Source organism: Aquisphaera insulae, from assembly GCF_011064615.1.
In the GTDB taxonomy this organism is placed as follows: domain Bacteria; phylum Planctomycetota; class Planctomycetia; order Isosphaerales; family Isosphaeraceae; genus Aquisphaera; species Aquisphaera insulae.
In genome coordinates this window covers 15,540-28,305 of sequence record NZ_JAALJH010000103.1, presented here as the reverse complement: position 1 = coordinate 28,305, position 12,766 = coordinate 15,540, and the positions used below count along the sequence as shown (strand labels likewise).

General features: G+C 68.0%; 8 protein-coding genes. 3 read left to right on the top strand and 5 right to left on the bottom strand.

Annotated features, from left to right (window positions below; all coding sequences use genetic code 11):
• Positions 1–344: 344 nt before the first annotated feature.
• Positions 345–1,697, bottom strand: coding sequence for an IS4 family transposase (locus tag G6O54_RS32060; protein WP_165233274.1), 1,353 nt, complete (start codon positions 1,695–1,697; stop codon positions 345–347).
• A gap of 282 nt (positions 1,698–1,979) precedes the next feature.
• Between G6O54_RS32060 and G6O54_RS32055 the strand changes: the two genes are divergently transcribed.
• Positions 1,980–3,842 carry a polymorphic toxin-type HINT domain-containing protein gene (locus tag G6O54_RS32055; RefSeq protein WP_165233271.1) on the top strand — a complete coding sequence of 621 codons (1,863 nt, stop codon included), beginning with the start codon at positions 1,980–1,982 and terminating at the stop codon, positions 3,840–3,842.
• A 48-nt stretch (positions 3,843–3,890) separates the two neighbouring features.
• Here the strand turns inward: G6O54_RS32055 and G6O54_RS32050 are convergent, their stop codons facing one another.
• From G6O54_RS32050 to G6O54_RS32035, 4 genes are all read right to left on the bottom strand, one after another.
• Positions 3,891–4,904, bottom strand: coding sequence for an alpha/beta hydrolase (locus G6O54_RS32050; protein ID WP_165233268.1), 1,014 nt, complete (start codon positions 4,902–4,904; stop codon positions 3,891–3,893).
• 109 nt (positions 4,905–5,013) lie between these two features.
• Positions 5,014–6,891 carry an ABC transporter ATP-binding protein gene (locus G6O54_RS32045; RefSeq protein WP_165233265.1) on the bottom strand — a complete coding sequence of 626 codons (1,878 nt, stop codon included), beginning with the start codon at positions 6,889–6,891 and terminating at the stop codon, positions 5,014–5,016.
• Positions 6,892–6,897: 6 nt separating this feature from the next.
• Positions 6,898–8,718, bottom strand: coding sequence for an ABC transporter ATP-binding protein (locus G6O54_RS32040; protein ID WP_165233262.1), 1,821 nt, complete (start codon positions 8,716–8,718; stop codon positions 6,898–6,900).
• Positions 8,719–8,804: 86 nt separating this feature from the next.
• Positions 8,805–10,376, bottom strand: coding sequence for a family 43 glycosylhydrolase (locus tag G6O54_RS32035; RefSeq protein WP_165233259.1), 1,572 nt, complete (start codon positions 10,374–10,376; stop codon positions 8,805–8,807).
• Positions 10,377–10,588: 212 nt separating this feature from the next.
• Here G6O54_RS32035 and G6O54_RS32030 point away from each other — a divergent pair, with 212 nt between their 5' ends.
• Both G6O54_RS32030 and G6O54_RS32025 read left to right on the top strand, forming a co-directional pair.
• A complete protein-coding gene (locus tag G6O54_RS32030) occupies positions 10,589–11,656 on the top strand; it encodes a sialidase family protein (RefSeq protein WP_165233256.1) in 1,068 nt (355 codons plus the stop codon).
• 43 nt (positions 11,657–11,699) lie between these two features.
• Positions 11,700–12,572, top strand: a complete 873-nt coding sequence (locus tag G6O54_RS32025; protein ID WP_165233253.1) for an ankyrin repeat domain-containing protein — start codon at positions 11,700–11,702, stop codon at positions 12,570–12,572.
• The last annotated feature ends 194 nt before the right edge of the window (positions 12,573–12,766 follow it).

The following is a 12,766-nucleotide window of genomic DNA, read 5'->3' as shown; positions in this document are numbered from 1 at the left end:
CGGGCATAGCGGGGTGCCTCCATGGTGCGGCGTCCAAGGTCGTGCCTACGTCCTTGGTAGCCTGACGCCGCCGGCTGCGCGGCGAAAGACCCTGGCCGATTTGCCGGCAAACAACTCTGGCCGAATTGCCGGCAAACAACTGTGGCGCGTGACACGAAGCGACCCCACGGCCAGCGGGCCTCTGCCCCCGGCTCAGTCCGTCCCTGATCCGCGGCGATCTTCAGGGGTCGCCTGCGGCTCCTCCACAGCCACCCAGACCCGCGCCGATCCAGGCCCGTCCCCGATCGGAAATATAGCGTCAAGCCGAGGCTCCCGATTCTGGAACCGTCCCGAATGCCACAAACTTAAGCCGCAACTCCTTTGTCTAGAAGCTCCTTGCGGTATTCCTTCCGGGGTTTGGTCATCAACGGGTACTGCTTCGGGCGGCGCTTCCTCACCCGGGGCTCGTACCGCCCGGGGCGGCGCGGGTTGACCAACAGTGTCGACGCGTCGCCCTCGCCCTGCGGCGCGGTCAGCCAGCGGACCGTGTCGATCAGGCTGATCCGGTCCGTCTCGACCCGCTGCACCCGCGCCGACTCCAGCATCGCCGAGCGCACCAGGTTGTACGCGATCGCGTACATCGCCGCCTCTTTCAGTACCCCATCCACCGTCTTGCACTTGAGTACATCCATATTCATCGTAATTTTCATGTGCTTGAGATTCACCTCGATCCGCCACCTCTTGAAGTACAGCCCCGCCAGCTCCTCCGCCGGGTACGCCCCCGCCTCCAGGAGCGTCGTCGCCAGCGTCACCTCGCGCACCCGGAAGCCCGGCGCCTCCACCCGGTAGGTCAGCTCGCGCACCAGCATCTCCCCCGGCAGCGACGCGAACTCCCCCGCCGTCATCCACCCCGGCCTGTCGTCCGGCTTGGCCCGGGCGACGACCTGGTCCCGGGGGCCGTGCGCCAGCACCCACCGCGAGCTCGGCAGGCCCTGCGGCCTGGGGTACGGGCCCTCCCTCCGCGCCGCCGGCCGGCCCGGCGTGTAGTCGACGATCTGCTTCTGGTGCATGCGGAAGACCCCGTAATTCCCGCGGCGGAGCAATATCGCCAGATGAGCATAGGAGCAGAAGCCGCGGTCCCCGAGGACCACGTCGCCGGCCTCCAGGTGCTCGGAGATCGCGGCGGCGCCGGACATGTCGTGGGCCCCGAACGCCGTCACGGTCATCCGCAGGAGCATGCCCGTGCCGACGTGGAATAACGCCAGCAGCTTGGCCACCGGGAAGCCGCACCCGGGCCTCTGGCCGCTCGGGTAGCCGAAGTGCGCCGCCAGGGCCGGCTCGTCGGGCATGGAGACGCTCGAGCCGTCGATGACCCACACCCGGTGGCCCCGCCAGCGGGAGCCCTCCGAGGCGCCGCGGACCGCCGCGGCGACCCGCTCGACGAGCTCGAGGAAGACCGCCAGGGGGATGCGCCGTCGGGCCTTGCAGTAGGCGGTGTCGGTGAATTCCAGGCCGCCGATCCGCACGACGTGCGTGCAGGCGGTGTTCTCCAGGAGGACCTGCAGGAGGAACAGGGAGATGGTCTCCACCGGCCCGAGCTTGCGAGTCCGCCAGCGATACCCGACCTTGGCGCAGGCGGCCTCGATCATCTGCGGCGAGATGGCGACGGCGACGTCTTGGCGCAGGCGGCCGAGGATGGCGATGATGCGATTCGGCATGGGGGGGCTCCGTGCGGCATCTCGGTGCGTCCTAGAGAAACCGCCAGGATGCCCGCGGGCCCCCTCGGCCATCAAGTAGCGACAAGTCGTTCATGCCGAAGGCTTTGTGCACTAACTACGTGGCATTCGGGACCGTCCCAATTTCCATTTTCCCCGCGATACCAATCGCTTCCCGCGGTGTTAATCTGCCTTATGGCCCCGATCGCGAGCTGACTTGCAGGCTCATGGTGAAGTCCGCCGGTGGGGTGGCTGCGGCGAGGTCCTTCGTCAAGGGGGATGACCATGCTTGCTTCCTTGGTCCTGTCGGTTTGCTGTCTCTCGTCTGGGGATGACGTTCCCGCAACGAAGCCGAGCGTTCCCGCGGCCCGGCCGCATCAGGCAGAGTCGGAAGACCTGGTACGGCGTGCCCTCACGGCCGAGGCCGAGGGGCATGATACCGACCGGCTCACGAATCTCGCCCGCGCCGTCGCCCTGGACTCGGACAACGTGCTGGCCCGGTCCCTGATGGGGCTGGTCGAGTACCGCGGCCGATGGCAGCGCCCGGAGGCCGTCGCCACCGCGGCGAATGCGGAGCGGGACCAGCGGCTTCGAGACTACCTGACGAAGCGGGCCGCCACGCCGATCAAGGCGGATTCTCAGGCGCGGCTGGCCGACTGGTGCGCGAAGAACGGCCTCCAGGAGCAGGCCCGGGCTCACTATCGCGCCGCGGTCCAGCTCGATCCGGCCAGGGAGTCGGCATGGCGTCACCTTGGCTACGAGAAGAAGGGCAACCGCTGGGTCCGTCCCGAGGACGCCGCCGCCGAGAAGGCCGAGGCCGACGCCCAGAAGAAGGCCGACCGCTCCTGGCGGCCACGGCTGGAGAAGCTCCGCGAAGGACTCATCAGCAAGGACGCGAACCGCAGGGAGAAGGCAGAAAAGGACCTGATGGAGATCACGGAGCCCCGGGCGGTGCCGATGATCCTGTCGCTTCTGACGAGCGGTGGCGAGCGGCTCCAGCAGGCGGCCGTGCAGGTGCTCGAACGGATCGAGGGGCCGAAAGCATCCAACGCCCTTGTCATGCTGGCGATCCTCAGTCCGTTCGAGTCGGTACGGGTGCGGGCCTCCTCTGCACTCCTCTATCGCGATCCCGGCGACGTGATCGGCACGCTCGTCGGGCTGCTCCGCCGCCCCTTGAAATACAAGGTGATCCCGGGCGGAAGCCCCGGGCTGGCCGGGCAGTTGCTCGTCGACGGCGAGGCCTTCGATCTACGGAAGCTCTACCGCTATCCGGACCTGCCGCAGGCGGTAGCACAGGTTATCAGTCTTCCATCAATATTTCTTAAGAATCTGGATCTTGTGGATCAATTCCTGGCCTCCACCAACGCCATGGAACAGCAATTCGCCAGGCAGGAAACCATCCGGCGCACCCTGGCCGTCGAACAGCGAATCGAAGACGACGCACGCCAGCTCGAGCAGGTGAACACGACTATCCAGACGGTCAACGGCCGCATCCTGCCGATTCTCCGCGTCGTCACGGGCCGCGACGACGGTCCGAATCCAGAGAGTTGGAAGTCCTGGTGGGCCAACGAACTTGGCTACGTCTCCTCGTCCTCTTCCCCCAATAAGCCAACCTATGAGGACGTCGAATCCATGCCGGCGGTCAATTACAATATCGTCGGGGCGACCTTTCACCACGGCTGCTTCGCGGCCGGGACACCGGTCCATACGACTGATGGCCTCCGGGCGATCGAGACTCTTCGGGTCGGCGACCTTGTCCTCTCGCAAAATGTAACGGATGGAACGCTCGCCTATCTCCCGGTGACGGGAACTCACGTGAATGGCCCGGCGGATACGCTACGAGTCGTCATCTCCGGTGAGGCCGTCGTCGCGACCGGCATCCATCGGTTCTGGAAGGTCGGTGAGGGCTGGGTCATGGCCCGCAACCTCAAGCCCGGCGACCGGCTCAGGATGGCCGGCAGATCCGGCCTCGTTGAGTCCGTGATGCCCGACGCCAGGCAGAAAATCTACAACCTGGATGTGGACGGGAACCGCGACTACTTCGTCGGCAACACCGGATTCCTCGTCAACGACTATGGGACCGTCGAACCCGTCGAGACGCCCTTCGATCGACTCAGGACAACGCCTGAAGTCGCTGGAAACCCGTGATCCCGGTCAATCTACCCCGGCCCGGGGCGAATGGATTCGCACCAGCCGTCAGTTCCGCTTCACGGCCGGCCGGAAGCTCCGCTCGGCTGCGTCCTCCGGGTCGGTGGAGACCGGCCCGTCGCGCCAGAGCCAGCGCATCATGTCGGGGAGGATCGCCCCGCCGAACTTCTGGCCGTGGTTGTTCATGCCCCAGGCGTAATTCACGTCGTAGCCCTTCTGCGTGAGGGCCTTCATCATACGGACGTTCTGCAGGAACCAGTCCCAGGTCGGGTCATACTTCCTTCCCCGGCGCTGGCCGCGGTTGTCGTTGCGACCGTCGCACAGGTAGACGCGGATCGGCTTCTTGTCGGCGGCCAGGATCCTGTCGGGATAGGCGTGGCCGCCGCGGATGTTCACGAAGCTGCCGACGTTGCTGAGCACCTTGCGGAACTGGTCGGGCCGCTCCCAGGCGACGGTGAACGCGGCGATGGCACCCGAGCTCGAGCCGCCGATCCCGCGCATCTCCGGATCGTCGGAGATGACGTAGTCCTTCTTCAGGGCGGGGAGCAGCTCTTCCGTGATCACGCGGGCGTAGCGGTCGTCGAGCGAGTTGTATTCGGTCGGCCGGTTCGTGGTCCGGTCGCCCCATTCCTTCGGGGTCGGCTCGGGCTGGTCCGGCCGACGGCCGGGGTTGATGAACACGCCGATCATGACCGGGATCTCGCGGCGGTAGATCAGGTTATCCATCACGTTCTGAGCCCGCATGTCGCCCTTCTCATCCTTGAACGCCTGGCCGTCCTGGAAGACCATGAGCGCCGCGGGCTTCGTGGGGTCATACTGGGCCGGGACATACACCCAGTAGGTGTGCTGGGTGCCGGGATACGCCCCGCTCGGCAGGGTGAACGGCCCGCGAATCTCCCCCTTCGGCACCCCCTCCTGCGGCAGGGAATCGGGCCCGAGGCGATATTGCGAATCCGGATTCGGCTGGGTTTTCCCCGCCGCGGGGGACTGGGCTCGCGTGTCCGACCGAGGCAGGGCCAGGATCAGGCCGAGCACAACTAGACGACCGATGATGCGTCTCATGGTAAAGGCACTCCGCTCGATGAGTCCGGACCACGACCGGGCACGAGTGGCGAGTTTATAGGCGGCGGCCAGCTCCGAGCAAGCGCCTCGACGGGCCGGCCGGTCGCGCTCACGCGTGCTCCGCCTCGGCCCTTGCCCCCTGGGCTTCGAACTGCGCCGCGTAGTGTCCGGCCATTCTCATCAGCTCGTCGTGAGTCCCGGACTCGACGATCCGGCCGGCGTCGAGGACCAGGATCTTGTCGGCGGATCGGACGGACGACATCTTGTGGCTGACGATCAGCCGCGTCCGTCCCGGGAGCGCCTCCTGGAGGGCGTCCTGGATTCGCGCCTCGGTTTCCGCGTCGAGCGCGCTCGTGCAGTCGTCGAGCAGCAGGACGGCCGGATCCGCGAGGATGGCCCGCGCCAGCGCCAGTCGCTGCCGCTGGCCGCCGGAGAGCGACCCTCCGCGCTCGTCCACCGGAGAGTCCATCCCGGCCGGCATGGCGCGAATCGTCTCGGCGAGCTGGGCGAGCTCCGCGGCCCGCCACAGTTCCTCGTCGGTGGCATCCGGCCGGGCATAGGCGAGGTTCGAGCGGATCGTCCCCTGGAAGGCGATCGCCTGCTGCGGCACCAGGACCACGTTCCGCCTCAGGTCGTCCAGGCGGATGTCGCGGATGTCGCGGCCGTCGAGCGCGATCGAGCCCTCGCCCGGCTCCAGGTCGTAGAGCCTGGCGGCCACGGCCAGGAGGGTGCTCTTGCCGGCGCCGCTGGCGCCCACGATGCCGACGGTCTGCCCCGGCGCGATCGCCGCGCTGATCTCCTCCAGGACGAGCGGCCAGTCGGGCCCATACCGGAACGAGACGCCGTCGAACCGCAGGCTCCCCTCGGGACGATCCTCGAGGGCGATTGCCGAGGGCGAATCGGCGATCGGCTCCGGCTCGTCGAGGATCTCGAAGAGCCGCTCGACCGAGATGCACGTGGCCTGTGCCGTCGCCTGGAACTGGGTGAGCCGGACGATGGGGCCGTAGAGCTGGCCGATCAGCGCGTAGAAGGCCAGCAGCGAGCCCACGGTGAGCGCCCCACGCGTCACCAGCAGGACGCCGAGGCCGAGCACGGCCACCGTGCCGAGTCCGCTGATCATCGTCGCCAGCGCATTCAGTGCCGCGCCCGAGCGGATGTTCCGCATGTTCAGCTCGCGGTGGCGATCCACCCGGCCGACGAGCGTCGCCACCTCGGCGTCCTCCTGGGCATACGCCCGGACGATCCGGACCGCGGAGACCCGCTCCGAGAGCAATGCGTAGATGGCCGAAACCTGCGCCCGGATCGCCTGCGACGTCCGGCGAATTCGCGCGGCGAAGAGGGCCTGATTGAGCGCGTAGAGGGGCACCGCCACGAGCGCGATCAGCGCCAGCCGCCACTCGAGCCAGACCAACAGGAAGGCGATCCCGACCCCCAGCAGGAGGTCGTTGAGGAGCTGGAGCAGGCCGCTGTTGACGAAAGAGAGGATCCCGCCGACGTCGCTCGTCACGCGGGCCATGATCCGACCGGTCTGGTGCGAGTCGAAGTAGGCCATCGGCAGCCGCATCAGCTTGCGCTGGAGTGCCGACCGCAGCGCCACCACGACTTCCTGACTGACCCGACCCGTCGTGCTCGCCACGGCCCATGAAAGCAGCGATCGGAGCACCTGGCAGGCGACGAGCCCCGCCGTCGCGGCCGCCAGCGCCCGATAGGCGGAGCCGGCCGCCGCCGGCGTGAAGGCGAGACCGCCACCCCCGGACTTCGCAATCCGGCCGAGCGCCACCAGGCGGTCGAGGAGCCAGCCCTGGATGAGCGGGCCCGGGAGCATCAGGGCGGACTGGGCGAGCAGGCCGAGGAGGCAGAGCCAGAGCGTCACGCGGTAGGGGCGGAGGAACTCGCCTTCCAGCCTCCGCAGCGCATGGGCGAGCGCATCCGAGCCCCTGGCATCGTCCCGCGTCTCGTCCGCATCCTTCGATCCGGGCTGGGCCATGTCGGTTCACGCTCTCCGTCGTCGATCCGGGTTCGCCGATGCGGTCACGCCAGGCGGTCGACGCCTGGCGGGATCGGCCACTTGCCCCGCAGTCTTCAGGGCCTCCGCCCCGAACTGTCGCTCGCAGAGCCGGGCGTAGAGACCGTCGGCATCCGCGAGGAGCTGCTCGTGCGTCCCCCTCTGAACGACGAGGCCCCCGTCCATCACGACGATCAGGTCGGCGTCCACGATGGTCGACAGTCGGTGGGCGATGATGAAGGCCGTCCGCCCGCGAAGGAGATTGGCCATCGCCGCCTGGATGAGCGTCTCGCTGGGGGTGTCCAGGGAGCTGGTCGCCTCGTCGAGGACGACGAGGAACGGATTCCTGCAGAAGGCCCGCGCGATCGCCAGCCGCTGACGCTCCCCCTGGCTGAGCTTGTGGCCCCCCTCGCCGACGATCGTCCGGTAGCCGTCCGGCAGCGCGGTGATGAACCCGTGGGCGAGCGCCGCCCGCGCCGCGGCCTCGACGTCGGCGTCGGTCGCGTCGGACGTGCCGTAGCGGATGTTGTCGGCCACCGTGGCGTGAAACACGACCGGCTCCTGGAGGACCACGCCGATCTGCCGGCGGAGCTCCGTGGTCGATATCCGCCGGAGCGGGACGCCGTCGATCCGGATCTCGCCCCAGGTCGGGTCGTAGAAGCGAAGGAGCAGGTTCACGAGGGTGCTCTTGCCGCAACCCGTCGGGCCCACCAGGGCCACCTTCATGCCGGGCTCGACGCGAAGGCGGATGTCCCAGACCACGGGCGTCCCCTGCTTGTAGCCGAATCCCACGCGATCGTATTCGACGAGCCCTTGAGCCCGGCCCAGGGTGACCGGATCCGGATCCTCGATGACGTCCGGCTCCACGTCCAGGACCTCGCCCAGGCGCTCCACGGATGCGGCGGCCTGCTCGAAGACGTAGGCCACGTCCGCGAGCCGGGCGATCGGCCCGAAGAGCAGGTTCGCGAGTGCCACCGTGGCGACGACCTCGCCGGGCGTCATCCGGCCGTGGATGACCTCGATCGCCCCGGCGGCGAAGACGGCCGCCGTGCCGATGCCGCCGATGGCCCCCGCCAGGTTCGAGAACGCGGCGTAGAGCCGCATTTCCAGGACCCGCGGCCCGTGTACGTCCTCGAGCTGCCCGAGGAAGGCGGCGGACTCGGCCCGCTCCCTCGCATGCGCGGTGATCGCCAGGCGACCGTCGATCTTCTCCTTCAGATGCCCGAAGAGCAGGTCCATCTTGTCCCGGATGATCCGGTTGTTCGTCCGGATTCGGCTCATGAAGTGGCGGAAGTTGAAGGCATACAGGGGCGCGATGCAAAGGACGACGATGGCCATCCGACCGTTCCTCGTCGCCAGCAGGACCGTCACGGCGATCGTCGTGCTGACGTCCGTCAGCACGGTGAAGGTCTGGCCGGTGACGAAGGTCTGGATCGCCCCGACATCGTCCATGATCCGCGAGATGATCGAGCCTGTCGGCGTCCGGTCGTAGAATGAGAGCGAGAGCCGCTGGAGCCGCTCATAGACCTGGTATCTCAGGTCGCGGACGAGCCCCTGACCCACCCGCCCGGCGACGAGCGAGCTGGCGATCCCGAACGCGGCCTGGCCGGCATAGACGAACAGCAAGGTCGCCGCGAGCGCCGCGAGCCGTATCGTGCTCGACCCGCCCACGGCTCCGTCCACGAGCCTCTGGACCGTCAGGGGGGCCAGCAGATTCAAGCCCACCGACCCCGCCGTCAGCACGCTCGACAGCAGCACCCACCCCCGATAGGGAGCCAGCCACTTCCAGATCCGCGTCGACGTTCTCACCGTCCGCCCTGCCCACCGTGCACCCGCGCCGGATCATCATGACGCGCGGCTTGCCATCCACTCACCAACGTGGCCGTGATTCCCCATCATTCACGTCCTGCCAGTGGAAGGATAGTCGTGTTGCAAGAGGGTTTCTCCGCCCCGGAAGCAAATTCCTTTCCGACAACAGGATCGGCGTTCCTGAAATTGCTTGGGCGAGCGCCGTCCGGTACAGCCCGGGCGGGTATCGACACGCCTTGCGTCGGATCGAGGATCACGTCCAGGCAGTCCACCTCGACATCACGCAGGCCGCCCACGAGGGCAACGCGGTTGCCGCCGACCTTGAGACGAAGCCGCACGAAGGTGCTCGAACATCGTCGGCCGCCGGAGTCCGGATAGCTCACGGCCCCCGCGGGACGGCCATCGACGAGCAGGGCGTAACGTTCGATCGCCTGCGTCCTTCCGCCGCCTCGGTAGCGGACTGCCGCGACATAGTCCCCCGCGTTTGGGACGTTCACCTCGAAGGTGACGCGGGAATCCTGGCCGCGAAGGCCGGTGACGAAGGAGCCTCCCGAACAACTCGCGTCGGTTTCCCCGCGGGCCCCGCCTTCCAGGCCGGCAGCCTCCGCCTCGAGCCGCAGGCGACCGGGCTCGCCGGACGGTACGGGGATGGGACGGTCCGGAGAGAGGGGCCGGCCGAAATCGGGGAGACCGTCCGTAGTCCACCCGAACGGCTGCGTGCGGATCGACCGCGACCAGCCCGAGCCCGGCCGCTTCGCCGCGTGATAGACGAGCCAGTCCTCCTTGCCGTCGGGCGACTTCGTGAACGAGCAATGCCCGGGGGCGATGACCTCCTGCGTGCTGGCGAAGACGGGTTCCGGGGCCTTCGTCCACGCCCTCGGATCGAGCGGATCGCCGCCCGGCTTCAGCGCCAGCAGGCCAAGGCAATAGCGGTCGCTCCAGCTCCCGGCCGCCGAGTAGACCAGGAATACGCGGCCGCCGTGGAGGAGCGCCACGGGTCCCTCGTTGATCGTGGGTGGCCCCGCGGCCTCCTCCCAGGCGAAGGAGGGACGGGACAGCTCGACGCGCGGGCCCGAGATCGTCAACGGGTCGCTCATCGGCGCGATGTAGATTCGCTGATCGACGTTGATGTCTCCCGCCCAGCCGGACCACACGAAATAGAGCCGCTCCGAATCCCCCTCGCCGAGCTTCAGCACCGAACCGTCGATGGCCCAGCGGTCGGTCGTCGGATCGGCGAGCTTCCCCTTGAAGGCGAATTCCCCGCGAAAGGGATCCGGCGAGGCGTTCTCCAGGACGACCATCCGGTGATGCGGATTCGCGCCGTCATCGGCCGCGACGTAGATGTACCACCGGCCGCGGAGGAAGTGGATCTCCGGGGCCCAGATCTCTCGGCCGTAGGGCGTCCCACGCTGGGGACGCCAGGCGACTCGGGATTCGGCCCCTCCCAGGCCGGTGATCGTCCGCGACCGCCGTAGCACGACCATGCCCCCGGTCGAGTCGGTCGCGTAGTACCAGCCATCGGAATGACGGTAGACCCACGGATCCGCGCCATTGGGGGCGATGATGTTGTAGAAGTCGCCGACTTCCGCCGCGGCTGAGGTGCTCGCCGCCGTCACGAGCAGGGTCGCGATGAGACCCGTTCCAAGGCGCATGATCATCGTCGAATCACTCCTCGCGAGCCTACGAGTTCGGTCCCCTCAATCGATCATACGAGCCTCGTCTCGGCCACTACACCCCGGGACGCGGCCCGTTGGCAACGAACCGGATCCGTGGAGCGAACGGGGGCTGGCATTCCGCCTCGCGGTCGAGGATGCTCTGGGAAACAACGGCCGGTCGCACAACGCAACCATCCTCACGCCTGGACCCTCCCATGAACATTCACGATTCCACCCACCGGTTCGCCACCTTGACCCGTCGCCAGGCACTCGCCCTTCTGGGCATGGGTTCCGTGGCGATCACGCGCGGGAGTGCGGCTGCGGAGGGCAGGGCAGGGGGCCTCAAGCTCCTCGACATCCGGAAGATCTGGAGCGGCGGCGGCCACAACGCCTTCACCGGCCTGGTCCGCCATCGCGACCGCTGGTTCTGCGTCTTTCGCGAGAGCACCGGCCACATCCCCGGGACCGACGGCGTGATCCGCGTGCTCACGAGCGACGACGGCCGCGGCTGGTCGACGGCCGCGGTCGTCGCCGAGGAGGGCGTGGACCTCCGCGACCCCAAGATCGACGTCATCCCCGACGGCCGCCTGATGATCCTGATGGGAGGGTCCTACTACAAGGGCCGGAACGGCCAGCCGAACCGGACCTTCGACCACGCCCGCTCCCGCGCCTCGTTCTCGGCAGACGGCCGGACATGGTCCCCACCCGCTCCCGTGTCCCTGGAAGGCCAGTGGCTCTGGCGGGTCACCTGGAATGAAAAGGCTGGCTACGGCTTCGCCTACCGCGTCGACGAGGCCGCGAAGACCAGCGACATCACCCTCTGGAAGACGACCGACGGCCTGGCCTACGAGCGGGTGGCCGACCCCAAGCTCCCCACCGGGGTCCGCCCCGACGAGACCACGATCCGGTTCCGCCCCGATGGCTCGATGGTCGCCCTCGTCCGCAACGACGCGAAGCCCGCCCATGCCCACATCGGCACGAGTCGACCTCCCTTCACCGCGTGGACCTGGTCCGACGGCGGCCACCACGTCGGCGGCCCGGACTTCCTGATCTTTCCCGACGGCCGCATGATCTACGCGGGCCGCGATTACCCCGACGGCCCGAGGACCGTCGTCGGCGTCATGACGCCCGATCGCCTCACGCCCGAGCTCACCCTCCCCAGCGGCGGAGACACCTCCTACCCGGGCCTCGTCTGGCACGACGGCCGGCTCTGGATCAGCTACTACGCGTCGCATGAGGGTAAGGCGTCCGTCTACCTGGCGGAGGTGGAAGTGACTCGCTAGAAAGTCCGACGACCGGTTCGAGATCCCCCGGAGGGATAACCTCATGCCTGACCGATCTAGCGAAGACGAAGGCAAGCGGCATGAGCGGTCTGACTATAGCAAAGCCGGTTCGCTTGCTGCCGCGGCCATACGGGCCGGCGACGTTGCGGCCCTGGCGCAGGTCCTCAACGACCATCGCGGGCTTGTAATAAACGGCTTGTATGGTCCACCGCTCGTGGAGTCGGCGGCCGAACTGGGACATGCTCGATGCCTTGCCGCCCTGCTCGCGGCCGGGATGCCGGCGGATTCGGCGGATGAGATGGGCTATACGCCGCTGATGACCGCCGCCTGGGAAGGACACCTGGAGGCGGCTCGTCTCCTGCTCGACGCCGGAGCCGACCCGAACGCCGTGGCCGAGGAGGACGGCTCGTACGGCGATCCGGATGCTTCTGGCCAATGTGCATTGTATTGCGCCCTCTATAAGAACCACCGCGAGCTGGTCGATCTCCTTTTCCCCATCACGAGCCCGGAGTTACGCATCCGAGCCCGCGAGACCTGCGACCAGCGCCGGCTCTGCGATGCCGAGGATGCGGACGACGAGTCTCTCTCCGAGGCGACCATTCGCCTGTTCACGGCGGCCCAGCAAGGCCGGATCGACGAGCTTCGTGCGGCGATCCTAGCCGGCGCCGACCTCGACGGCATGCTCGATCCGGGCGCCTCCAATCCGGTCCTCGGCAGCACGGCCCTTTCCTTCGCCGCGGGGCGGGGGCAGACGGAACTCGTCGAGATCCTCCTGGCAGCCGGGGCCGACGCCGGCCTGGCGGACCACGAGGGTCGAACCGCGGCGGACATCGCCGAACAGAATGGCCACGCAGAGCTTGCCAGGATCCTGCGCGACGCGGCGCGGTCGGACGGGCCACGCTCCGCTGGATCATAGACCATGGGAAGGCACCTCTCTTGATCGCCGGAACACGGCAAGCCATATGCTCCAGAAACCGACGGCCCACAAGCCGGCCAGGCCGGCGTACATGACAAGGACGCTGACCTCGGGGCGGAGGATGTATCCCCGTCCTCCGATGCGACCCAGCGTCTTGACGATGAGGGCGATGGACTCCAGGTGAGCCGCCGCAA

Excerpts from the sequence above, each read along its gene's own strand:
- G6O54_RS32035 (WP_165233259.1), bottom strand. The coding sequence starts at position 10,376 with ATGATCATGCGCCTTGGAACGGGTCTCATCGCGACCCTGCTCGTGACG.
- G6O54_RS32025 (WP_165233253.1), top strand. The coding sequence starts at position 11,700 with ATGCCTGACCGATCTAGCGAAGACGAAGGCAAGCGGCATGAGCGGTCT.
- G6O54_RS32050 (WP_165233268.1), bottom strand. The coding sequence starts at position 4,904 with ATGAGACGCATCATCGGTCGTCTAGTTGTGCTCGGCCTGATCCTGGCC.
- G6O54_RS32060 (WP_165233274.1), bottom strand. The coding sequence starts at position 1,697 with ATGCCGAATCGCATCATCGCCATCCTCGGCCGCCTGCGCCAAGACGTC.
- G6O54_RS32030 (WP_165233256.1), top strand. The coding sequence starts at position 10,589 with ATGAACATTCACGATTCCACCCACCGGTTCGCCACCTTGACCCGTCGC.
- G6O54_RS32045 (WP_165233265.1), bottom strand. The coding sequence starts at position 6,891 with ATGGCCCAGCCCGGATCGAAGGATGCGGACGAGACGCGGGACGATGCC.
- G6O54_RS32055 (WP_165233271.1), top strand. The coding sequence starts at position 1,980 with ATGCTTGCTTCCTTGGTCCTGTCGGTTTGCTGTCTCTCGTCTGGGGAT.